At 37.6% G+C, this 23,273-nt stretch carries 25 protein-coding genes and 1 pseudogene; 8 read left to right on the top strand and 18 right to left on the bottom strand.

What is annotated here, in order from left to right:
- Positions 1-18 precede the first annotated feature (18 nt).
- The 3 genes from hisD to BMX63_RS18055 all read right to left on the bottom strand — a co-directional run bounded on the left by hisD (position 19) and on the right by BMX63_RS18055 (position 2,938).
- The gene (gene hisD / locus BMX63_RS11520) at positions 19-1,287 is read right to left on the bottom strand and encodes a histidinol dehydrogenase (protein ID WP_093135708.1); all 1,269 of its coding nucleotides are present in this window, start codon (positions 1,285-1,287) and stop codon (positions 19-21) included.
- 53 nt (positions 1,288-1,340) lie between these two features.
- A complete protein-coding gene (locus tag BMX63_RS11525; RefSeq protein WP_093135711.1) occupies positions 1,341-2,645 on the bottom strand; it encodes a Na+/H+ antiporter family protein in 1,305 nt (434 codons plus the stop codon).
- 140 nt (positions 2,646-2,785) lie between these two features.
- Positions 2,786-2,938: an SE1561 family protein gene (locus tag BMX63_RS18055; protein WP_177167277.1), complete on the bottom strand. Its 153-nt coding sequence runs from the start codon at positions 2,936-2,938 to the stop codon at positions 2,786-2,788.
- A gap of 93 nt (positions 2,939-3,031) precedes the next feature.
- Between BMX63_RS18055 and BMX63_RS11530 the strand changes: the two genes are divergently transcribed.
- The gene (locus BMX63_RS11530; protein WP_093135714.1) at positions 3,032-3,892 is read left to right on the top strand and encodes a mechanosensitive ion channel family protein; all 861 of its coding nucleotides are present in this window, start codon (positions 3,032-3,034) and stop codon (positions 3,890-3,892) included.
- Positions 3,893-4,011: 119 nt separating this feature from the next.
- On the opposite strand, the gene BMX63_RS11535 is transcribed toward BMX63_RS11530, so the two are convergent.
- Positions 4,012-4,827 carry a YfkD famly protein gene (locus tag BMX63_RS11535; protein ID WP_093135716.1) on the bottom strand — a complete coding sequence of 272 codons (816 nt, stop codon included), beginning with the start codon at positions 4,825-4,827 and terminating at the stop codon, positions 4,012-4,014.
- Between the two features lie 170 nt (positions 4,828-4,997).
- Here BMX63_RS11535 and BMX63_RS11540 point away from each other — a divergent pair, with 170 nt between their 5' ends.
- Both BMX63_RS11540 and BMX63_RS11545 read left to right on the top strand, forming a co-directional pair.
- Positions 4,998-6,185: an MFS transporter gene (locus BMX63_RS11540; RefSeq protein ID WP_093135719.1), complete on the top strand. Its 1,188-nt coding sequence runs from the start codon at positions 4,998-5,000 to the stop codon at positions 6,183-6,185.
- 414 nt (positions 6,186-6,599) lie between these two features.
- The gene (locus BMX63_RS11545; protein WP_093135721.1) at positions 6,600-8,537 is read left to right on the top strand and encodes a heavy metal translocating P-type ATPase; all 1,938 of its coding nucleotides are present in this window, start codon (positions 6,600-6,602) and stop codon (positions 8,535-8,537) included.
- A gap of 234 nt (positions 8,538-8,771) precedes the next feature.
- On the opposite strand, the gene BMX63_RS11550 is transcribed toward BMX63_RS11545, so the two are convergent.
- From BMX63_RS11550 to BMX63_RS11560, 3 genes are read right to left on the bottom strand one after another with little or no spacing between them, the layout of a single operon-like run.
- Positions 8,772-9,611 carry a YihY/virulence factor BrkB family protein gene (locus BMX63_RS11550; protein WP_245732818.1) on the bottom strand — a complete coding sequence of 280 codons (840 nt, stop codon included), beginning with the start codon at positions 9,609-9,611 and terminating at the stop codon, positions 8,772-8,774.
- 16 nt (positions 9,612-9,627) lie between these two features.
- Positions 9,628-9,894, bottom strand: a complete 267-nt coding sequence (locus BMX63_RS11555; protein ID WP_093135724.1) for a YtxH domain-containing protein — start codon at positions 9,892-9,894, stop codon at positions 9,628-9,630.
- 13 nt (positions 9,895-9,907) lie between these two features.
- Positions 9,908-10,405, bottom strand: coding sequence for a low molecular weight protein-tyrosine-phosphatase (locus BMX63_RS11560; protein WP_245732819.1), 498 nt, complete (start codon positions 10,403-10,405; stop codon positions 9,908-9,910).
- 160 nt (positions 10,406-10,565) lie between these two features.
- On the opposite strand from BMX63_RS11560, the gene BMX63_RS11565 reads away from it, so the two are divergent.
- Positions 10,566-11,960, top strand: coding sequence for an alanine/glycine:cation symporter family protein (locus tag BMX63_RS11565; RefSeq protein ID WP_245732824.1), 1,395 nt, complete (start codon positions 10,566-10,568; stop codon positions 11,958-11,960).
- A 185-nt stretch (positions 11,961-12,145) separates the two neighbouring features.
- Here the strand turns inward: BMX63_RS11565 and BMX63_RS11570 are convergent, their stop codons facing one another.
- From BMX63_RS11570 to BMX63_RS11590, 5 genes are all read right to left on the bottom strand, one after another.
- Positions 12,146-12,802 carry a LiaF transmembrane domain-containing protein gene (locus BMX63_RS11570; protein ID WP_093135728.1) on the bottom strand — a complete coding sequence of 219 codons (657 nt, stop codon included), beginning with the start codon at positions 12,800-12,802 and terminating at the stop codon, positions 12,146-12,148.
- A complete protein-coding gene (locus BMX63_RS11575; protein WP_093135731.1) occupies positions 12,802-13,902 on the bottom strand; it encodes a hypothetical protein in 1,101 nt (366 codons plus the stop codon). The genes BMX63_RS11570 and BMX63_RS11575 overlap by 1 nt, the downstream gene beginning before the upstream one ends.
- Positions 13,895-14,341 (bottom strand): anti-sigma factor, encoded by a 447-nt coding sequence (locus BMX63_RS11580; RefSeq protein WP_093135733.1) that lies wholly within the window; start codon positions 14,339-14,341, stop codon positions 13,895-13,897. Before BMX63_RS11580 ends, BMX63_RS11575 begins: the two co-directional genes overlap by 8 nt.
- A complete protein-coding gene (locus BMX63_RS11585) occupies positions 14,341-14,910 on the bottom strand; it encodes an RNA polymerase sigma factor (protein ID WP_342732762.1) in 570 nt (189 codons plus the stop codon). Before BMX63_RS11585 ends, BMX63_RS11580 begins: the two co-directional genes overlap by 1 nt.
- 183 nt (positions 14,911-15,093) lie before the next feature.
- Positions 15,094-15,762, bottom strand: coding sequence for an SOS response-associated peptidase (locus BMX63_RS11590; RefSeq protein WP_093135738.1), 669 nt, complete (start codon positions 15,760-15,762; stop codon positions 15,094-15,096).
- A gap of 96 nt (positions 15,763-15,858) precedes the next feature.
- Between BMX63_RS11590 and BMX63_RS11595 the strand changes: the two genes are divergently transcribed.
- Positions 15,859-16,686, top strand: a complete 828-nt coding sequence (locus BMX63_RS11595; protein ID WP_093135741.1) for an HAD family hydrolase — start codon at positions 15,859-15,861, stop codon at positions 16,684-16,686.
- A gap of 52 nt (positions 16,687-16,738) precedes the next feature.
- On the opposite strand, the gene BMX63_RS11600 is transcribed toward BMX63_RS11595, so the two are convergent.
- The 6 genes and pseudogenes from BMX63_RS11600 to BMX63_RS11625 form a co-directional block, all read right to left on the bottom strand.
- Positions 16,739-17,392: a TetR/AcrR family transcriptional regulator gene (locus BMX63_RS11600; protein WP_093135743.1), complete on the bottom strand. Its 654-nt coding sequence runs from the start codon at positions 17,390-17,392 to the stop codon at positions 16,739-16,741.
- Between the two features lie 12 nt (positions 17,393-17,404).
- Positions 17,405-18,205: pseudogene (locus tag BMX63_RS11605) on the bottom strand (ABC transporter permease); the annotation flags it as partial.
- Between the two features lie 15 nt (positions 18,206-18,220).
- Complete coding sequence (locus BMX63_RS18760) at positions 18,221-18,433, bottom strand: hypothetical protein (protein ID WP_342732694.1); 213 nt, start codon at positions 18,431-18,433, stop codon at positions 18,221-18,223.
- Complete coding sequence (locus tag BMX63_RS11610; RefSeq protein WP_093135746.1) at positions 18,430-19,152, bottom strand: ABC transporter ATP-binding protein; 723 nt, start codon at positions 19,150-19,152, stop codon at positions 18,430-18,432. Before BMX63_RS11610 ends, BMX63_RS18760 begins: the two co-directional genes overlap by 4 nt.
- A 737-nt stretch (positions 19,153-19,889) precedes the next feature.
- A complete protein-coding gene (locus BMX63_RS11620; protein WP_093135751.1) occupies positions 19,890-20,267 on the bottom strand; it encodes a DnaJ family domain-containing protein in 378 nt (125 codons plus the stop codon).
- Positions 20,268-20,282: 15 nt separating this feature from the next.
- Positions 20,283-21,026, bottom strand: coding sequence for a YkgJ family cysteine cluster protein (locus BMX63_RS11625; RefSeq protein WP_093135754.1), 744 nt, complete (start codon positions 21,024-21,026; stop codon positions 20,283-20,285).
- 174 nt (positions 21,027-21,200) lie between these two features.
- Here BMX63_RS11625 and BMX63_RS11630 point away from each other — a divergent pair, with 174 nt between their 5' ends.
- The 3 genes from BMX63_RS11630 to BMX63_RS11640 all read left to right on the top strand — a co-directional run bounded on the left by BMX63_RS11630 (position 21,201) and on the right by BMX63_RS11640 (position 23,225).
- Positions 21,201-21,332 (top strand): YflJ family protein, encoded by a 132-nt coding sequence (locus BMX63_RS11630; RefSeq protein WP_093135756.1) that lies wholly within the window; start codon positions 21,201-21,203, stop codon positions 21,330-21,332.
- 129 nt (positions 21,333-21,461) lie between these two features.
- The gene (mreBH, locus tag BMX63_RS11635) at positions 21,462-22,469 is read left to right on the top strand and encodes a rod-share determining protein MreBH (RefSeq protein WP_093135760.1); all 1,008 of its coding nucleotides are present in this window, start codon (positions 21,462-21,464) and stop codon (positions 22,467-22,469) included.
- A 627-nt stretch (positions 22,470-23,096) separates the two neighbouring features.
- Positions 23,097-23,225, top strand: coding sequence for an anti-repressor SinI family protein (locus BMX63_RS11640; RefSeq protein ID WP_093135764.1), 129 nt, complete (start codon positions 23,097-23,099; stop codon positions 23,223-23,225).
- The last annotated feature ends 48 nt before the right edge of the window (positions 23,226-23,273 follow it).

The raw sequence follows: 23,273 nt of genomic DNA on the forward strand, positions 1-23,273 counted from the left end.
CTTCAAAAATTCCATGCATTAGGAATTTTGTTTACGAAAGATCACTGCATTCGCATGACCTTGTAGCTCTTCAAATTGCGCCAAGGTAGCAATGGAATCCGCATATTCATCTAAATCATTCTTGCTGTAGGAAATTAAGCTTGATTTTTTTAGAAAGTCATCTACGCCCAGAGGTGAAGAGAACTTGGCTGTGCCGCCTGTTGGCAGAACATGGTTCGGACCAGCAAAATAATCACCAATAGCCTCTGTACTATTTTCACCTACAAAAATAGCTCCGGCATTTTTTATCTGTCCTACATAAGAAAATGGTTCTTTTACGAGCAGCTCTAAATGCTCGGGTGCAAAGTCATTTGCCATCTGAACAGCCGCAGCTATACTGGAAACGACATAAATGGCCCCTTGTTTTTCAATGGATTCAGCAGCAATTTCCCTTTTCGGCAAATGTTGCAACTGCTGTGAAATTTCAGTATCCACTTGATAAGCTAACCTTTCTGATACCGTTATGAGTGTTGCTGAAGAAAGCGGGTCGTGCTCAGCTTGTGATAATAAATCAGCGGCAACAAGCTTAGGATTTGCCGTTTCATCCGCTAGAATAAGGATTTCACTTGGACCTGCCACCAGATCAATATCAACCAGTCCATATACTTCTTTTTTCGCAAGTGCTACAAATATGTTCCCCGGGCCGGTAATTTTATCGACTTTAGGAATACTTTGTGTTCCATAGGCTAGGGCACCAACAGCTTGTGCTCCCCCTATTTTAAATATCTGCTTAATTCCTAACTCATTCGCAGCAATTAGGACACCTGGATTTACCTTTCCATTCTTATTTGGAGGAGTAACCATTACAATTTCCTCTACACCAGCAACTTGGGCAGGAATAGCATTCATTAAGACGGAAGAGGGATAAGCAGCTCGACCACCTGGAACATAAATCCCCACCTTAGCTAACGGTCGAATGAGCTGACCTAATATGGTACCTGATGGGGAAGTATCCATCCAGCTTTGCCTCGTTTGTTTTTCATGGAATGATTGTATATTTGAGATAGCTTGCTTGACAGCCTCAATAAAACGTTTTTCAACTGCACCATAAGCTTCAATGATTTCTGCCTTTGACACTTTTATATCATTTAGTTTTACGTGATCAAACTGCTCTGTCAACCGACGTAATGCTTCATCCTTGTTGTTCTTCACATCATGAAGTATGGCTTTCACAGAATCAAACTGCTCATCATGATCATCCAGAATTGTCCTCTCCAATTTCACAAGAGAATCCTTAACAATTTTCATCATCGACCACCCTTTCCTTCAGCGCTTTAAAACATAGGGAGTGTTTCTCCAAATTAAAGGATAACGACAGCAATTAAACCAAATACAACTAATGGGATATTGTAGTGTATAAAGGTTGGAACACATGTATCCCAAATATGATTGTGTTTTCCATCAGCATTTAAACCGGATGTTGGACCGAGTGTACTGTCTGATGCTGGTGAACCGGCATCACCTAATGCACCTGCAGTACCGATTAAAGCTGCAATCGCCATCGCTGAAAATCCAGCTTCACTTGCAATCGGTACATATAATGCCGCCAAGATTGGAATCGTACCAAAGGAAGTTCCAATACCAATCGTTACCACTAAACCAACCATAAGCAAAATGAAGGCAATCACAATTTTGCTACTTCCTAAAATACCTGAAGTTTGTTCTACAAGGGCTGTTACCGATCCAGTCTGCTGTAAGATATTCGCGAATCCATTAGCAACAAGCATGATGAAGGCAATCATTCCCATCATTTTAATTCCCTCTGTCATAATGTTTTCTCCTTCTCTAAATGGAACAACAATGAGAATAAACATAAGAATTAAGCCTGTAAGTGCTCCTAAGATTAAATCCTCTGTTATAATCTGTACGATCACTGCTGCAACAATCGCAATGAGAGTAAGAAAATGCTTTAATTCAAATTTGACACTACTGAGACTCTCTAAATCTACATTTTGTTCTTCACCGGTAGTTTGATAGTCTCTGTTTTTTCGATAGGTGAAGAATATAGCTATGAATAATCCTACAATCATTCCTGAACCTGGAATAATCATCGACATGGTAATGTCTGATAAGGGCATAGATAAACCACTTTCCTTCATACTATCCTTTATAGTCCTTTGGAAAATTAATCCGTAACCAAACGGAATCATTACGTAAGGTGCCTTTAGACCAAATGTTAAGGCCGTAGCCACTCCTCGCCTATCAATCTTCATTTTGTCAAATAATGCTAGTAGTGGTGGGATTAGAATTGGAATAAAAGCAATATGCACAGGAATCAGATTTTGGGATAAAGAAGCAATTCCGGCTATAGCAAGAAGCATAATGCTTCTTTTTCCTTTAATGACCTTGATTAAAGATCTTACAAGAATACTTGTAATCCCTGTATAACTAATGGCTGCTGCAAACGCACCAAGTAAAATATAGCTTAGCGCTGTATTTCCACCATCAGACATCCCCTCTACAAGGAGTTTGATTGTATCGGTTAAAGTTTCTCCTGTTAATAAACCAGCTACAAGGGCTGAAATAATGATAGAAACCATTACATTTACACGTAATAAGCTTAATACAACCATAATAAGTACGGATATTATAACTGCTGATGCCATGATTTTTCTCCAATCTATGAATATAATATTTTATTGCTCTAACTCTCTAATGTTTTAATATGATAAAGGATTAACGTAAAAAAATCAACCCTTTTACGAAAAATCTTTCGTGTTTCCTAAAAAAGTGGGGACCAGCCCCACTATCTGCACTTCTCCTCCAATTGATCAAGTAATTCAATAAAATGGTCAATGTCATCTACGGTCATTTGATCTGGAGATACCCCCTCAATTCGTTCCATAACCTGGTCTAAACGTTGTCTTAGTTCTAAAATTTTTTCCTGTTGTTCGTTCATGATCTTCACCTTTCTTTATAATGATTTCCATTCGCGCTTCCTTTTGTTTTTCTGTATAATGTTCTTTGATGAGACAGCAAGGAGGAATAAGCCATGGATTTTTGGAATTCAATTCAGGGCTACTGGACAGACTTAGCCCAATTGCGTATAACGAAGCTTATTATTGGTGCAGTATTCACCATTATCCTCGTAAAATTTATAACAAGGGCCGTCCATACCTTTTTTAAACGAACAAACTTTATTGAAGAACGTGAAGAAAAAACATTGGAAGCTATGATTCGTTCCATTGTTCGTTACACAGCAACTTTCGGTTATGTGCTGTATGCTCTTTCTGTTTTTCACGTCCCTGTCACAAACCTGCTGGCTGGTGCAGGAGTTGCCGGTATTGTGATTGGTCTTGGTGCTCAAAGTGTAATTCGTGACTTTTTATCCGGCGTTTTCCTCTTATATGAGAAACAATTACACAAGGGCGATTTTATCACAGTCAATGACCAGTTTACAGGCACAGTTGAAGATATTGGATTACGCTTTCTCCGCATTCGGGAATGGAGTGGAAAACTGGTAACAATCAGTAACGGGCAGGTTAACACGATTCAAAACTATAATATAGACCACATGCGCGTCATTGAACATATAACAACAAGCTATCAGGAAAATCCAAGTCGAGTTTATCAGGTTTTAGAAGAAGCCTGCGATCGATTAAATGGAGAGCTCAGTCATTATCTTAAGAAGGATGAGTATAATCAGCCAATTGAAAAATTCCAGGTTTATGGCATGACCTCTCTTAATGATAGCTTCCGTGGGTATAAATTCACTATTGTGGGAGTAACCAGTGATTTATTCTACTTTACAGCTGCTAAGCAAGCAAGAATGATTATCGCGGAAACATTATATAAACACAATATGGAAATGGCTATGCAGCATGTTGATTTAAAGTCCGCTCCCAGTGAATAGCTGGATAGCGGACTTTTTAATAATGCGAATAAATCACGAAAAAGGGACTGTCCATGTTATATTGGCTTACTTCCCTTTTTATTTGCCTATGTGCAATCCACAGCTCCTATAATCCATACTTAATTTGACTTAAGCTGAAAGGAGAAAGATGCATGGTCCTGTATGGGAATCCATGCTCCAATACCCTGTTTAGTAACATTTCGAACCTCTAATTTTTTCTTAGAACCTTTTAATATTAAATAAACCTCTCCGTAAGTAACAACACCCTTTTCATTTAATGCAGGTGCATAAGCATGTAAATAGCCAACATTTTTGGGTGAAACACCATAAGTCTGATCTTTTTTTGTCCCTGCACCTATCACTGTTTCAAAAGCAAGGGGTAGATCTGTACTTGACTGTGCCTTCATTTGAATCATTTTTTTCACATCTTCTGCTCTTTCTGTCTTAGAAGTTAAACCACCTTTTACACGCTTTTCCTTCTCTTGAACATAGTTTAATGTCTTTTTCTCTTTACCGCCCAAGTTGTTTAATACATTGACATTAATCTCCTGATATTCCCAGTTCATGCTTGACTCATCTGATTTATAATTTAAAGGCCAGTGCCCGAGATAAATTTCTCCGCGATAACCAAAGGCCAATTTAGATGGCTTTAAAGAGGATTCATTCAGCATTTTGATAAATTCAGGATTTTCAATTTTTACCTTAGAACTTTCAATGAGCTCGTTGGCCAAATCGTTTGGCTCTAAATAGGTTTGATCCTTTTTTGTATTCGGATAAGTATTTTCCTTTGATATATCCAGAACATGACTTGGAATGTTATCATTTGATTGGTCCTCTTTATCTTCTGTGTTTTCTTCTTCAGCTGTTAAGACAACAGGAAACATCATAATTGTCACTAGGACAATCGATAAAAACACAAAACGCCTCTTTTTCATACGCTCCTTCACAGCCTTTCTTTCATTTTTCTCTTATTTTTATCTTTCGTTTTAAAATCTATGCAAAGGAATATACGGTCTCTACAGCCTTAAGGGATTTTGATTGACATTACGTTAACATACGTTAAGATACAAGAGGTTGTAAATAGATAAATAAAGGAGGAATAAGGATGGTATCGAAACGAGGCCGCTTTTATGTTTTAGTCGCTCTTGTTGGGATTTCGGGTTTTTCTCAAGGGATGCTTCTTCCCTTAATAGCGATTATATTAGAACAAAGTGGAATCTCTTCTTCTATTAATGGACTGCATGCAACCGGGCTTTACATTGGGGTATTAATTGCTTCTCCATTTATGGAAAAACCGTTACGAAAAATCGGTTATAAGCCTATGATTCTTATCGGAGGTGCCTTGGTATTCACCTCCTTATTCTTCTTCACCTTATGGGAAGCACTATGGTTCTGGTTTATCCTGCGCTTAATGATTGGAATTGGGGATCAAATGCTTAACTTCAGTACACAAACATGGATTACATCAACCAGTGATCCTGCTAATAGAGGCCGGGATATTGCCACATACGGGCTATCCTTTGGGGCAGGTTTTACACTTGGCCCCCTTATGACACAGCTCATTTCAATACATGTAACCTTGCCTTTTATTATTAGCTCTATTCTTTGTATTCTTGTCTGGTCCATGATGTTTATGGTACGTAATGAACTTCCAACAATAGAAAATGAGGATGTAGATTTTCGCTCCAATAGAAGTTCATTTAAACGATTTTACCAGGCAGCAAAAATAGCATGGGTCGCCTTTTTACCTCCATTCACTTACGGATTACTTGAAGCATCACTACATGGCAATTTTCCGGTTTACGGTATGCGAATTGGTCATGATATTGACATGCTATCTTATATTCTGCCTTGCTTTGCAGGCGGAAGTATTATCACACAGCTTCCACTAGGAGCTCTTAGTGATAAAATAGGTCGAAAAAAGGTTCTTTTATCAGTCATTGGTGGGGGAATTATCATCTTTTTTATGGCATCAATTTTTGAACAATCCACTATCGGACTCTTTATTAGTTTTATTTTAGCGGGTATGTGTGTGGGTTCAATTTTTTCATTAGGAGTTTCCTACATGACGGATTTATTACCAAAGAACCTGCTCCCGGCCGGAAATATATTATGCGGAATATTCTTTAGCCTTGGCAGTATTATCGGACCTTTTGCAGGTGGTTTGTTTATTGAATATTTTCCTGACTTATCCTTTTTCCATATGATTACACTATCATTAATTCTCATCTGGCTGGTGATTTTTAATAAAAAGACAAACGCTTATTCTAAAACCTCTAGTCAAATGATGTAAAATATCTTATTGACGGTTAATAAGGTTCCTCCTTATGGTTAACCGTTTCCGCTCTGAGAATAACAGTAAACATAACATACGATTAAAACCAATTTAGTATTATAAACGCTCAGGAAATTACCTGAGCGTTTTTTTAGGTAAAAAATGACTTCTTTTTTTAACTCCTGCCCTTAGATGCTATGGATATATACTCGAAGTTTCCACTTGTTGATTATGATTTATTTCCAATTAGGTTAATCTGATCAAACATTTAAATGGAATCTCGCATATAATATGTTATAATAATAATAGTTAGATAATAATTATTATAATTTAAACGTGGTGATTACATCTCTCTTATTGTACAGAGCTTTCCTATTCAAATAGCTTACATAAACAAGAATATTTTTCAATTAGGTGAAGGGAGTTGAGAATATGGGATTAGAATTATCCTACCCAGTAAATGAAGAAGCACAAAGACCTAAACGTCATCCATTTTTCCATTGGTTTAAAAATATTTCTAACCACCTGGAGTTAATAGCAGCCCTGTTAAGTGGTGTCCTTATTTTATTTGCATGGGCGACTGAAGCTTATTTTTCGCACTCAATTACCGTATTTTTATATGTTTCAGCCTATATCATTGGTGGATTTGCCAAAGCGAAGGAAGGTATTGAGGATACGATTACAAATAAAGATTTAAATGTTGAATTACTTATGATTATCGCTGCTATAGGATCTGCGATTATCGGATATTGGATGGAAGGAGCTATCCTCATTTTCATCTTTGCTTTAAGTGGTGCTCTTGAAACGTATACAATGAATAAAAGTGAAAAGGAACTCTCTTCCCTTATGAAGTTACAGCCCGACGAAGCTGTTCGCATTACAGGAAATAAAACAGAAACAGTACCTGTCTTAGCTTTGCAATTAAACGATCACATTTTAGTCAAAGCCGGTGAAAGAATTCCGGCAGATGGCATAATCCTCCGTGGTCGTACAGCCATTGATGAATCTGCCATTACTGGTGAATCAATGCCTGTTGAAAAGGAATTAGATGATAACGTTTTTGCCGGTACAGTCAATTTAAATGGAAGTCTTGTTGTAGAATTAACCAAATCACCTAGCGAGAGTGTATTTCAAAAGATTATACACCTTGTTCAGGCTGCAAAAAGTGAGCGCTCCCCGTCTCAGCTCTTTATTGAACGCTTTGAAGGAACCTATGTGAAGATTGTCCTTATCGGGGCAGCTCTTATGATGTTTTTGCCCCACTATTTATTCGACTGGACCTGGCAGGATACTTTTTACCGAGCCATGATTTTTCTCGTAGTAGCTTCTCCATGTGCACTTGTAGCTTCGATTATGCCGGCTACCTTATCAGGTATTTCCAACGGGGCACGTCATGGAATTTTATTTAAAGGTGGCGTCCACTTAGAAAACCTTTCACACATTAAAGCTATTGCCCTTGATAAAACAGGTACGCTAACAAATGGAGAGCCTGAAGTAACAGATTTCTATCTAGCCAACAATGAAAATAAAAACAAAGTCTTAGATATAGTTGGTTCTATGGAAAAAGAGTCAACACATCCACTGGCTCAGGCTATTGTTCAATATACAAAACATCACAACATTTATTTAACTACTGAAATAGACGAGATGATGAACACAGCAGGAAACGGTATTTCTGCTACTATTGCAGGAGTTAACTGGAAAATTGGTAAAGCCGAATTTATCGGTTTTGAGCAGGCAAAATCTTTTCAGAAGGGCCTTCATGAGGAACTGGCTGAACAGGGAAAAACCATTGTATTTGTTTCCCAAGATGATCAGATTATAGCATTGTTCGCTTTAAAGGATACTGTTCGGGAGGATGCAAAAGAGGCAATCAAAGTTTTAAATAACGAAGGGATTCAAACCATAATGATTACCGGTGATAATGAAAAAACAGCTAAAGCTATCGCTGAAGAATGCGGCATCACAGAATATTACGCCAATTGCCTTCCAGAAGAAAAAGTAGAAAGACTTAAGGATTTACAAAAAGAATATAAATCTGTAGCCATGACAGGAGATGGTATTAATGATGCCCCAGCTCTCGCTACTTCAAATCTGGGCATTGCGATGGGAGAAGGAACGGATGTTGCGTTAGAGACTTCTGACATGGTACTCATGAAAAATGATTTACCCAAAATCGCCTATGCAGTTTCCTTATCTAAAAAAATGAATCGTATTGTTAAACAAAATGTAGTCTTTTCCGTTACTGTCATCATCGTTCTATTGCTAACCAACTTCCTGCAAAGCCTTAATCTCCCATTAGGTGTAGTGGGCCACGAAGGGAGTACGATTCTCGTTATCCTGAATGGATTGAGGATGCTTAGAAGTTAATTTAAAATAAGTAGTTCGATACCTTAGAGAAAATATAAAATAACAGATGAAATAACATACTAAAACACAGTATGTTTAGTACCTTAAATAACAGTACAAATATTAAATATAACCATTTGGATTTAAATACCAAACAGAACTACTTAAAATGAAAAGAACCTGCTTTTGTGTCAAGCAGGTTCTTTTTATGGGCTATCAAGCAAGCATACATAAACGTAAAAAAGGATTACCCTTTTATCGCCACCCCTGCCGTTTCATTTTATATAGCGTAGCGTTCATCTCTCCGCCCAAAATAATAATAAGGGCAGATAAATAAAGCCAAATCATGAGTACAATCATCGCACCCAGACTTCCGTATCTTGCATCATAGTGGCCAAAGTTTTCAACGTAAAATGCAAATACGAAGGAAACAAGCTGCCAGCCAAAGGTAGCAACAATGGCTCCTGGCAATGCTTCTGAAAAGCCAACACGTTTTTCAGGTGAAATTTTATATAAGAAGATGAAAATAATGAGCATCACGATTGATGAAACCACCAGGCGTAAAGCATTCCAAACTTGCATAAATTCGTCACTTGCACCAAAAAAGGAAAACAAGTAAATCCCAACCAGTTCTCCAAACACAGGTAATAGCAAAGCAGTAATAATAACTAAATACATGGCTACAGTCAGAACCATCGAAATAAGCCTTGCTAAAATAAACGACCGTCTGGGTTCGATTTCATAGGTTAAATTAATCACTATAATTAAAGCATTAATTCCATTTGATGCAATAAAAAGAGTACTTATTAGTCCAATTGACAGCAATTGTCCATTTTTATTATTCATGAGCTGCCCGATATTTTCTTCAATAAAATTCATTGTATCCACTGGTACATAACTACCAACAAGTGATAACATTTGATCAACCGTTACGGGGATATAAGCTAATAGCGTTAATAAAAAAATAATAAACGGAAAAAGTGAAAGTAGAAAAAAATAGGCAAGCTGTGCGGCTCGCCCTCCTACATCGTCCTCTATATAACGAAAAAACATTCTTTTGAAAAACTTACGAACTTTTGGGATCAAATTTTTCACCCCAGTAATCGTTTTGTTACCCCTGCTTGGGTCTTTTTTCAATCATATTATCCGCATCATCAAGCTGTTTAATGATGGAATCTGCATAATACTCAATTTCTTCAACGGTTGTTCTTAAAACTTCAAAAGCCTTAGCGGGATCTTCCCGGTAACTCCGTATTTGACCTAATACATCCCGTCCAAATTCTTTCGCACCTTCTCTTGTTTCACGATGAAACAAAGAACATAAAGCCCCTAGTGTAGCGCCTATAAGTACACCACGCTTCCATCGATTTTGCTTCACTTTCCTTTCCTCCTTAAAGATTCCACTTCTTTTTTATGTCTTCTAATAAATATTTACAACCTTCCTCCACTAATTCATAAACATAATCAAAATTACCTGTAAAATAAGGGTCAGGTACATCCTTCTCCACTGGATTAGGTACATAATCCATTAAACGCCTGATTTCAACCTGACCAGATGGTTCTCTGAGTGCATGTAAATCTCTAATATTTTGCACATCCATACCTATAATATATGCAAACTTGGCCCAATCAGTCATATCAACTTGTCTTGCTTTGATTCCTTCTACTGAAACAGACCTTTTTGATAAAAGCTCTTGTGTTCCTTTATGTGGTGGTTCACCCACATGCCATTGTCCAATACCTGCAGAGTCTGTTTCTATGGTGTCAGAAAGCCCTTCCTTTTCAACCTTTTGCCGAAAAATTGCTTCCGCCATAGGAGATCGGCAGATATTTCCCAGGCAAACAAATAAAACGTTTATCTTCATCTTTCCACCTTCTTCATTTAACATGGCCTATCCTCCATTAATATATCAAAAATTACGCAAAAATAGAAAAAATTCATCTTTTTTCGCTAATAACCTTGACATTTTATGAGAATTTTTAGAATATTTTATATATGGACAACTTATATACATTGATCTTATTTGAGGGGGGAAGCCATTGGATAGTATTATCTCAAGCTTACAAACATTTAACGAGAAAGGCGCTGAATTTTTAGGCAATATTAGTGGTGTAATTTGGGGACCACCATTACTCATTCTACTCGTAGGAACAGGCCTATTTTTAACCTTCAGACTGTTATTTTTACAATTTCGAGCTCTGCCCTATGCATTAAAACTAGTTGTTAGCAAACAGGATAAAAAGTCTGAAGGAGACATCACCCACTACCAGGCTTTAACTACAGCACTCGCAGCTACTATTGGTACAGGTAACATCGCCGGGGTTGCTACTGCAGTTGTAGCTGGTGGGCCTGGAGCCGTTTTCTGGATGTGGATCACAGCACTTGTCGGCATGGCGACAAAATATGCAGAAGCCCTTTTAGCTGTTAAATACCGCACCAAAAATGAGCAAGGACTTATGGCTGGTGGGCCTATGTATTATTTGGAAAAGGGTCTGAATAACAAAGTAGGAAGAGTATTAGGTGTAGCCTTTGCCATTTTCGCATCCTTAGCTGCATTTGGTATCGGTAATATGACCCAATCCAATACAGCCGCTCTATCCTTACAAGATACGTTTAAAATTCCTCCTTTTGTAACCGGAATCGTATTTACGGTTTTAGCAGGTCTTGTAATTGTGGGAGGAATTAAGGCAATCGGAAAAGTAACGGCATTCTTTGTTCCGATTATGGCTGCATTTTATATTCTTGGCGGTCTTATTTTAATTGTGATGAATTTTGATTTAGTTGGCCAAGCATTTGGTACTATTTTCTCTGAAGCATTCAGTTTAGAAGCCGGATTTGGAGGCTTACTTGGGGCAGCTATTCGTTACGGGGTGGCTCGTGGACTATTCTCTAACGAAGCAGGTCTCGGTTCTGCACCAATTGCAGCTGCTGCAGCAAAAACGGACTATCCTGCACGTCAGGCATTAGTCTCCATGACACAGGTATTTATCGATACTATTATCGTATGTACGATTACCGGACTTACAATTGTTATGGCTGGTCAGTATGGAGGTGGAATGGACAGTTCTGTATTAACAAGTGCTTCTTTTGCTCAGTTCTTGGGTGATACCGGAATGTATATTGTTACACTTGGCGTTCTATTCTTTACCTTCTCCACCATTCTTGGCTGGTCCTATTACGGTGAACGGGCGATTGGGTATCTAGCCGGCGAAAATGGAGTCCGGATTTATCGTTATATATTTGTTGTATTTATTTTCATTGGATCGGTTGCAACCGTTGATGTTGTATTTACTTTCTCTGATGTAGCCAACGGACTGATGGCCTTTCCGAACTTGGTCGGACTAATCGCCTTATCTGGAGTGGTTGTGGCTGAGACCAGACGATTTAAAAAAGTCGCTGAAAAGGAAAAGCAGGAAAGAAAATCTAGAGATGTATCAGCATAAAATGAAGGTACCTGCTGTCATATAGCAGGTACCTTTTATTTTTTTGCTCAATGATGAATTATTAAACTTAAAATAAAATATTCTCATATATTTTAAAATTTATTATTCCTGTCATAAATAGAATGAACACAACTACTTGAGGCCTATTCAGGCCACAACTTTTGTGCTCCCTTTTATGAACCACTTTATTTACTCACAGGAACATTTTCCAAGTCATGTGCCCATTCTACATCAACTGTCTCTGGCAAAGATAATTTAGGCTGAATCTGATTTCTTTGATTAACCAGACCCGATTGGTAATCACCCGGGAAAAACTGAACATATAATGTATTTCCTGCCTCGACAATTTGTGCCACATCTTTTGATTCAAAAGCATCATCAGACATCGTTGTTTTATAGCTGCCAAAGATGACAAGATTATCATTCTTATGCGCTAATATTTCAGGCCGAGCAAAGTCTGAGAAAACGACCACTTTTTCAATATGGTCAGGAACCTTATGTTCTGTCATTGGCAGCGCTCCGGTATGAACCTCCTCTGAAACAGCAGCCTTTACTTCATCAACAATTCCGAGGCTGCTTGCCATATAAAAGCTTATACCCGCAAATCCAATCAAACCTATAAACACAATCGATAGAACATCAAATTTTAAAAAGGGCATTTTCTCTTTCGATGAAAAGAGATAGATTAAGACTTCTAAACCAATAACAACGAGGATAACGGGCCACCAGACTAATAACATTTTAACGACCTTTTCATTTCCAAAATTCGCAACCAGCAGAGTTACTCCTAAAAGAATTAACAGTAACCCCATGGAAAAGGTTCCGATTCTCCATTGCCTCATTAATCCTCTCCTCCTTTGTCCTTCCCCTTCGAACCCATAAGAAGACGAATGCCGCCGCCAATAAGAAGCAAGCAAACAACTGCCAGCTGTAAATATCGTTGATAATAAAAACGAATATCGATTTGGAATACTTCTGTCATATACCGTCCAAATACAGGCATAAGAATGGAGTCCACAATAAAAAATATACCTAATACAATGAGCCCAATTCCGAGCCAGCGTTGATGATTAGCAAAGTAGCCAATTATCGGTACATCCTTAGCCTCACCGATTTCATGACGAGATTGCTGCTGCAGGGCATCAAAAAAGCTGAAGAACCAAATTACAGGTACTAAAAAGAGAAATAAAGATATCCGCAATGCATCAAGAATATAAATAGAAAGTAAAAACCCTATCATTAACTGAAGGCCTCTCTTTTGTAAGCCTAAGTACATATGTCCTGCACCCGGAAAAATGGAAAGAACGGTTGTGATAGCCTTACTTTTCCCCTCACTTGCCCGGTGCTGCTCGAAATCCTCCATAATTGAACGATCCATAAGCTCTTCACCATTTTGTTGCTTATTTAACAGCTGAATCGTATCAAAAAGACTGTAAATCCAAATGATCGGTAATCCCAGAACAAATATAAGAAAGCCAGGCTGACTCGTTAAGATTGTGACAAACAAAATCATTGTCCCCAGACCAAGAAAGCCTGTCAGAAAGGTTAATCCGCGATAATTTAGACCTAGATGAAAATGGCCCACACCTGGTATAAACGAAAGGACAATCGTTAAAAAACGGTCCTGACTCTCTTCATCTCTTTTTTGCTGATTTTGATTTCTATCACTTTCAAGAATTCCTTGTTCTCTTTGTACAACGACTGAACCACTTAATAAAGTAATCACCATATCAAACATATTGACCATCCAAATACCAAGAGCTAAAAGTAAAGCAATTAGAAAATCATTATAAGGGAACAGAATCGCCAAAATAAAAGCAAGCCCTAAGGACCCGGCAAATCCCAGCCCATACAGCACCCCTCTAACTTTTCGGTTCAAATAGATATGACCAAACCCCGGTATAAAAGCTAATAAAAAGGCAAATAGTCGTGATTTATTCATTCCCTTTCTCCTCCTTTCCGTTATTTAATGAGTCAAGAAAATTTGATTCAAGAATTTGTTCTGAGATAGATGGATCATCGGCTTTAATTTGATCATTAAGACTAAATAGCATATCGAAGACACCTGTAAACATTAATAAAACTGTTAAACCAGCAGCTAAGACATAATGACCTATCGTTTTACGATGCACTTCTCTGGAAGAAGATTTTGATGATTCATTTGCTAGTTTAGGCTGAACGGTCTGCAGTTTTTCGAGGGTGTCATCTGTAAAGGAATGTGAAACTGAAAATGGAACGGACCATTCTTCAATGACTCCCATGTAGTGATCAAAACATATATCACACTCACTAAGGTGGTCTTCAACTTTTCGTTGATTATCTTCCAGTAACTGCCCTACAACATACTGTTGCAGTATTTCCCACTCCATATGGCTACTCATCAAAAATCCTCCTCCTTCCAATATTGGCGCATCCATTTTCTGGAACGATAAAGCCTCATTTCTACTGTCTTTTCCGCTATATTTAAATCCTGGGCTATCTCCGCATAAGACATTTCCCGAATATAGTAACAGAACACCACATCCCGAAAACTTCCCGGCATTGACTCTATTGCTTTACGAACGTTTTCTTTTTTATTTCTTTCCAGCATCTCCATCTCTGCGCTGTTTTCCTGTTCAATATGAAAAATGGGCTCATCAAAGGAGGTTAAATCCTCCTGTCTTCGCTTTTTCTTTCGATAGGAATCAATCGCTGTGTGGTAAGCTATACGACTTAACCATGTTTTAAAGCCTTGCGCTTGATAGGAAGGGAGCGCATCTACCATTTTGATGAACGTTTCCTGTGTTAAGTCTTCAGCCTCTTGTTTATCTTTGGCTACACTATAGGTCACCTTAAAAATGTGATGCTTATATTTTTCAATTAGCATGCGCAAAGCTTGCTGGTGACCGGCTTTTACTTTTTCAATTAATGGTTCGTCGTGAATGATGCTCCCCTCCCCTCTCTTAAAAATGACATCTTTTAGACGAGGCTTTAGCTATAAAACCCTACAAAAAATTAACAAAAAATATACTGACCAAGAAAACTTAGTCAGTAGTATTGTCCTTTATTTGCTTAGCATGCCATATTATCCATCCATTCCAGAGGGTTATTTGACCAGAGCGACAAGGATACAAAAGCAAAACGTATTCCCCCCTTACACTAATGGAGCAATGCAATCTTCACCTTCATTAGTTGCACTGTTTACATATGTACTTACTTCATAAGCTGTAAGGTCTTCATTAGGTAAATGTAATAAGAAATTCTGCATTTCCTCCGCATCCCGCTGCTCTTTTTCAACCCATTCCTGCTCCTTTTCTTTCGGTAAAATAACAGGCATACGGTTATGAATAGCTGACATAAATTCATTTGGACTCTTAGTTAATATCGTGCAAGTGACCATTTCCTGTTCCCCCTGCTTCCAACGATCCCAAAGTCCAGCAAAAGCAAATAACTTGCGGTTTTGCAGTGAAATTCTTAATGGCTGCTTGTTCTTTTTATCAAGTCGCTTCCATTCATAAAAGCTATCCGCTACAATCAAACAACGTCTACGCTCCAGCAAACGTTTAAAACTGGGCTTCTCAGCTGCCGACTCCGTTCGAGCATTAATCATCTTATAACCTATCGATGAATCCTTTGCCCAGGATGGTACGAGCCCCCATTTTAAATACCCCGCCCGATTTTTCTCCCCATCATGAACAATGGCTAAGACTGATTGACCAGGAGCTATGTTATATCGCGGTTGATAGTTTTCAATTTCATTGGCAATTCCAAAAGCTTCTAAAATCTCTAATTCTTCCGCAAGTAAAGTAAAACGTCCACACATGTTCATCACCCTTTATTTTCAATGTAAAATTAGGATAATTCTGTTATCATATATTGTACATGGTTTTAGTAAAAGTATGAAGAAAGGAAATGGGCTATGTTGAACGCATTTATTGAAAAAACAGATGTCATTATTTTTGACCTGGATGGAACTTTATATGAAGGTGACCAGCATTTTGCATTAATGGTAAATCATTTAAAGCAACGATTGCCCGAAAAACATCACCAGAGTTTTGATGAGCTTTATCAGCAATCTTTGGCTGGGAAGCATGCCTTAACTATCGGGAAGGTCTATGATATTCAAGAGGATGTCATCTGGACTTGGAATCCATTTACTACAGAATTAACGAACGCTCAAAACTGGAATAATGAACTTGTACATATTAAAAATGCACCAGATAAGTTAGCTGTTTCAGAATTTGATTATAAACGTTTTGTTCCTATTGGTGATGGCTGGTGGCCACCATACTCCATAGCCCGTCATTTCGGACTGTCAAACGAAGATACCCAATGGGCTTATCGCCGTACTAAAGAACAAATGGCAAAATTAGATGGAATGCTCGAGCCAACACCTGGACTACAGGAATATTTAGAGGAACTATCAAAAACAAAGAAGCTGGTTCTAATTACGAACAGTGAAATGGAAGATGTTCATCGATTATTGAGATTTTTAGACTTAGATCATATTTTTTCAGACATTGTCCCGAGTGCCTTAAAACCAACCAATACGAAAAAGCATTTTAAAGACGTTTTAGCCAGGTACAACGAAAAACCTGAACAAGTGCTATCCATTGGAGACAACTTTATGAATGAAGTAGCTCCAGCACTGCAGTTGGGAATGTATGCTGTCTGGTTAACGACATCTAAAGAGGAGCCTGTTAAGGAAGAAAAGTTTATGAAAATACGAACATTAGCAACAAAATAAAATTTCATGCTTAAGAGGCCTTGAGCTTATAGGCTCAAGGCCTCTTTTTTACTTAACCGTCTATTAATCCATTCCGAATAAAACGAAGTGTATACTCTATTTCTTGCTCATCATCCCAATCAAAGTCCGGCATAATAATAAATCGGGCAATCATAAAACCTGCCACAGTAGAAATCGTAAGACGCATTACAGTTTCAGTTGGAAAATCTCCAATCTGACCCTTTTCCTTAAAAAGCTCCACAGCCTTTTTAAAACGGGGAAGAACATTCGTAACAAACGCTTCTCTGTATCCTCGTTGAATTTCAGGGTGAAAGGCCATTTCCTGTAAAATAATCTTTAGCAAGGGGACATTTTGCTTAACAAATTCATAACGTTCTTTAATGAGTTCACGTAACAACGTGTCCATATCAGCTAAATTCTCATCCACAAATACGTTATTTACAAATTTTTCTGCAAAAAAGGGGGCAGCAAATCTGGTGATCATAGGGGTCACGATAGAGATAAGAAGCTCTTTTTTCGTTTTATAGTGACGAAAAATGGTCCCTTCTGCTACACCTGCACGATTGGCAATTTCACTTGTGGATGTTGCTGCATATCCTTTTTCTGCAAAAATCTCGATTGCAGCGCGAATAATGTTTGCTTGTTTTGGAGTCATTTTTTGATCAGCTGCTTCCATTAATTCTTTTATCATGTCATGCCGCTCCATACTCATTCTCCTTTATAACCTTCGATGCCGTTTTAATGCTAAAATATTTAATATAAAGAATAGCAAAGTAAAACCAAGCAGAACAAGAAGATTTGGCCAGACATCCAATAGATTTTTTCCTTTGATCATCATCTCCTGCATGGATTCCGCGCCATAAGTTAGTGGCATAAACTTACTTAACACTTGAATCCATTCCGCTAACGTTTCCAGATTAAAGATTCCGGAGAAAAACACTTGAGGAATGATTACAATCGGAATAAATTGCATAATTTGAAATTCATTTTGAGCAAAGGCTGACAGGAGTATAGCAAGTGTTAAAGCGGTAATAGCCAATAAAAAGGTAACGATAAGCAATTGCCAAAAGTCTCCTGCCATCCAAATATCTAATACATAAATCGAAAACGCCACAATGATAAGAGATTGTAATATGGTAAACAAACCAAAACCTAATACATACCCAGTCACGATTTCCCATCTTTTGATAGGAGTCGATAATAATTTTTCCAAAGTGCCTTGTGTTCTCTCACGAAGAAAGGAAATTCCTCCAATAATAAATACAAAAAAGAATACGAAAAATCCAATTAATACAGACCCAATGCGATCAAATAAATTTAAATCTTCATCTCCATAAAAATAGTCAACAATTAATGAATCAGAGTTTTTTCCAGTGTTTCCAGACTGTAAAGCCTCTTGAATTGTAGACATAACGGCAGAATTTGCAGTGGGCTCACTACCTTCTAAGAGAATAAAAGGCTTTTGATTTTTTATCGTTATATAAGCATCTAATTGATCTTGTTTAAATGCCTCTATGGCTTCCTCTTCCGTATATTAAACAAGGTCTTTTTCCAGCCCTTTTTGTAATGCTTCCTGCATGGATGATGGAAGATTCTGGACTGCAATTTCAGGATGATAATCGTCCCCATCAAGGACAAGCCAAATGAGCGTTAGAACAAGCATAGGAGCTATGATGAGTAATGCTATCGATCGTTTATCACGTAAAAATTGCTGCATAATTCGTTTCATAATCGCCCAAACTCTCATGACTCATCACCTCCATAAGCAAGAAAAGCTTTCTCAAGCGTATCGACTTCTTGATTTTTCTTTAATTGTTCAGGTCGATCACAAGCAATAACATACCCGTCTCGCAACATAGCTAAGCGATCACACTTTTCCGCCTCATCCATCACATGAGTGGTTACAAGAATCGTCATGCCTTGTTCTTTCAGGGTTTGAAGGTCCTTCCAAATGGATTGCCTTAACATGGGATCAATCCCTACTGTTGGTTCATCTAAAATCAATAAATCGGGGTTATGTAACAATGATCCGGCTAACGACAGCCTTCTTTTCATTCCTCCAGAGAAATTTTGTACAATTTTATTTACATGGTCTGTTAAATCTACCATTTGTAATGCCTCTAAGATCGCCTTTTTTCTGTCCTTCTTACCCAGTCCATAAATAGAAGCCAGAAACTCCAGGTTTTCTTTAGCAGATAGTTCTTGATATAGAGCATCAGATTGTGCCATATATCCAATGGATTTCATTAAACTTAAAGAGGGGACCTTTTGTTGATTAATCAGAACCTCCCCTTTATCTGCTTCAAGAATCCCTCCAATGATTTTAACTAAAGTGGTCTTTCCTGCCCCGGAGGGCCCGAGCAAACCAAAAATTTCTCCTTCTTCAATTTGCATATCAATATCTTTAAGCACTTTCTCATTAGAAAACGAAAGCGCCAGGCCCTGGATTTTAATCATCGTGGACATAAGGTTTCTCTCCTTTCACCATCAATGAGTGGTTACTCACTTTATATTCTAATCTTATCCACAACTAAAGTGATTAATCACTCATTTTTTGATAAAGGTTTTTAAACTATAAATTTGCATACCTGGAATCAACCCAACAAGAACACCTGCTATACCTTGCATGGTGCTTTCTGCTCTGATTCTACTTAAAGCCTGGCCTACGCCTTCGTTACACTTTTTTTCAATTACTTGTTTTTTTCTTTTATATTTACATACCCATAGAAAATAAAAGGTAATAAAATAATCATAATAAACACAATATAGCTAACTATCTTAAGATGAAAAAGAAATTCATTAAGTAAAAACAAACATAAGAGGATAGACGAAATAGTGACCCACGCTTTCCAATATTTCTTTAATAAGTAATTGCTACCTTCTTTATTTTGAGACATTCACATTACCTCTTTTAAATCATCCTATAAAAATATATAAGAAAATGGTACATGTAAGTAAAATCCCCGTCTTACTACTCGTATTTTGACTTACAGGATTACCTACCTTATTGGCATCAATGATGGCATTTTTGCCAATAAATATTCAAGCCCCGCCTTAATAAACATAGGTTTTGATTTCCCCTCCATTGCGCTCACTCTCCGTGGGCAATCCGGGAACTTCCTCTTACGATTTAGTCCAATTCCGACTCTTAAAACAACAATCTTTTAGAAAACAGCGTAAATAAAAAACTAGAGCCTGCAGCCCTAGCGAATACCAAATCGTTTCTGTATTTTTCCGCGATATTTAGGATAAGCCGGTGATGAGGAGAGTCTGCGTTTATCCATCAACGACTGATAGTGGATGTGCTTTTCTGTCAGCTTTTCTTTATACTCTTCTATTTCCTTTTCATCCTGTGTCTGATTGATTAATTCTTCAAGTGTGACCATTTCTTTTTTAATCTTCATTTCTTCCGGAAGTACACCAGCATTTTTCATCATCCGGTAACTGGTACGCAAATCCTCAGACATCCCTGCTAAATCATCCTTAGGAAGCGGCTTTCCTTTTCCCGGAAGATTATCGAGCTCTCCTTTATCCAAAGCGCTTTTAATTTTTTCTTCAGCAAGAATATATCCAATATCCATATCCACACCTCCCTGCTACATAGATTGATTCTCATGCCACACTTTTAACCAATTCGGCAAATAATCATAAGAAAACAAATCATCTGGATAGTTAATAAAAGCCGTATGCTCCTCTTCATATAAGAATTGAACAAACTCATTTAAGGCTCCCATATATTCATTATATAAAAACTCAAAACTAATGGTTTCCTCAGGCAAATCGTTCTCGGCACATAGGTTCGGATCCGTATAATTGACATAGGTCCTGCAAGGAATTGGACGTATTTCATATGCCATACACATATTCGTTTCCGTATTTAACAAAGGACATGGTACATGGCTGCGAATATATTTGCGTTTAAAATCAGGATCTTCCTCATAATCCATTGAAGTAATCGTGTCCAGCTTCTTTCCGTATGTTTCATAATATGACGTTAAGTGAGCCATAATGGATTGCCTTCGATCAGCTGGAAATTGTTCAATCGCTTTTGTCATGAGCTTAGCTTCCATTTTTGACACAATAATTGGAAAGTAACAGCAGAAGGCACACCCCATTTGGCACGTTGGTTTCATCCCCATCGTTTGATCCATTTGCTCCATTTCACCACTTACAAGCTGCAAAAGCTCCTGGAAACTGGCTAATAATTTTTGTTCAACATCTGTGTCTTCATCTGCCCAGGCTTCTACTACTCGGTAAAACTTCTCTTCATCTATTTGATAAGAATTTTGCAGAAGCTGCATTTTTTCCTGAATCTCTTCAAAGGATAGATAAGTTTTCATCAAATTAAAATCCCTTCATCATTTGCATTCTCTTAAAATTATAGACGAAATTTACCAAAAATCATACGGGTATTTTTTGGTGTTTCTCCCTTTCATAGATTTATTGATAGATGTTAGAATAACTTAGACTCTGATAAAACTTCAGTGTAATTACAGAATGAGAGGATGAGTTCCATGCATATCGGTAGTAAGGGCTGGTACGTAAATGAACTTAAGAAAATTGGTGTAAGCCGTCATGAAGAACGTAAAATTGAAAGTTATAAAAAGCACGTATTAGCCAATTTATTGGAAAGCAAGCAAAAATAACCAATTTTATTACAGGGACCACGCTCCCTGTTATTTTTTTGTTATGAATATTTAATTTTATTATATAATTGAAAAGTGGTAAACTAATGAAGTATAACATGGAAACTAGAACTAATGGAGGAAATGGATATGTTCTCATCAGCAGAAATTGGCATTGATCTCGGTACAGCTAATTTACTTATTTACACTAAAAATAAAGGCATTGTATATAATGAACCTGCAGTGGTAGCCATTGATACAGCTACACAAAATGTGCTTGCTGTAGGCGAGGAAGCGAAACAAATGATCGGAAAGACTCCTCAAAACATTGTACCTGTTCGTCCTATGAAAGATGGAGTTATTGCAGATTATGAAATTACTTCTCAAATGCTTAAAGCGATGCTTAAAAAAGTAAGCAAAAAATTAGGCCATTCATTACGTAAACCTTCTGTCGTCGTCTGTGTCCCAACAGGTGCAACCTCAGTAGAACGCCGCGCCATTCACAACGCCATTAAGGAATATGGAGCAAAATACGTTCATCTAATCGAAGAACCCATTGCAGCTGCGATTGGGGCCGGATTACCAGTAGACGAGCCTATCTCCAATATGGTCGTTGATATTGGTGGAGGAACGAGTGAAGTTGCTATTATCTCCTTTGGTGGTATAGTATCCTCCCAGTCAACCAGAGTTGGCGGAGATAAAATGGACCTGGCAATTATTCAGCATGTACGTAAAAAATACAATGTATTAGTCGGTGAACGTACTGCAGAGCAAGTCAAAATTCAGATTGGATATGCTCTGATTGATCATCCCGAAGAAAGTATGGAGGTTCGTGGACGTGATATGGTTTCAGGGCTGCCTAAGACGATTTCATTAACTTCCGGTGAAATTCAGAAAGCATTACAAGAGTCCTTGGAACAAATTTTAGAGGCTATTCAAACTACTCTTGAAAGTTGTCCTCCAGAATTAAGTGGTGATATCGTTGACCAGGGTATTACCTTAACAGGTGGAGGCGCGTTGCTAAAAGGCATGCAGGAATGGCTTTCAAATGAAATTGATGTTCCAGTTCATATTGCACCAGAGCCTCTAGAATGTGTTGCCATTGGAACTGGAAAATCCTTAAAGATGATTACCAAGCTGCAAAAAGCTACAAAATAACTCTTAATAGAAGTCTGTTTTATAAATGATTGTTTTTTACTAAAAATTGATGAGGCTTTAGATTATTTAGCCGATTTTTAAGAGGTTGGGACATAACAAACTTTCAAAAGAAGAACAGTGAACGATTGAGCGGAGCAATTATACGTAGACTCCTCATAAAATGTATGCACATTTTCTCGTATGATGTAAAATCAGAGTTTTCCCTTTCCTGTAAGAGAAAGGCATAGACTACACGGTGGGAGCACGAGAAGAGCCACGAAAAACGGAGTATATTTCCGTGCGGGTTTATGTAGCATCCATTTCGATTTCGTTCGGACTTTTCTTTGATGAAAAAGTTTTGTCCCAGCCTCTTTTTCGTTTTTTGGGGGTTTTTTTAAAAAATCGTTCGACAAATTACCTGAGTGTTTTATCCAATTTTTAATTTTTATTCTAAAATAAGCTGTTATAAAACATGATTTATGAAGTGATATCTGAAATAAGTAAAAGAAGCTTGTATATTATGTAAAATTTTGCAAAATCCCTCTCGACAGTAGTTGCCATCCTTTTTAGCTTAAGTCTTATATACTACTATAAGATATCTATAGACCGGCCAAAAAGAAAACTAATACACATAAGAGGGGGATACCGATGGAAATGATACATACCCAATTTACCAACTTAGATCCTGAATGGGTGGAGCTTATTATGGAAGCTCTGGAATTAGGTATAAGTGAGGAGGAAATTAAAAAGTTTCTAGCCAACCCTACGCCTTGTTAGTCGTAAAGACTTAATTTTAAAAAAATTACGTTCTCCATATCAAACACC

Origin of the sequence: Salinibacillus kushneri (assembly GCF_900111405.1) — a bacterium.
GTDB lineage: Bacteria > Bacillota > Bacilli > Bacillales > Alkalibacillaceae > Salinibacillus > Salinibacillus kushneri.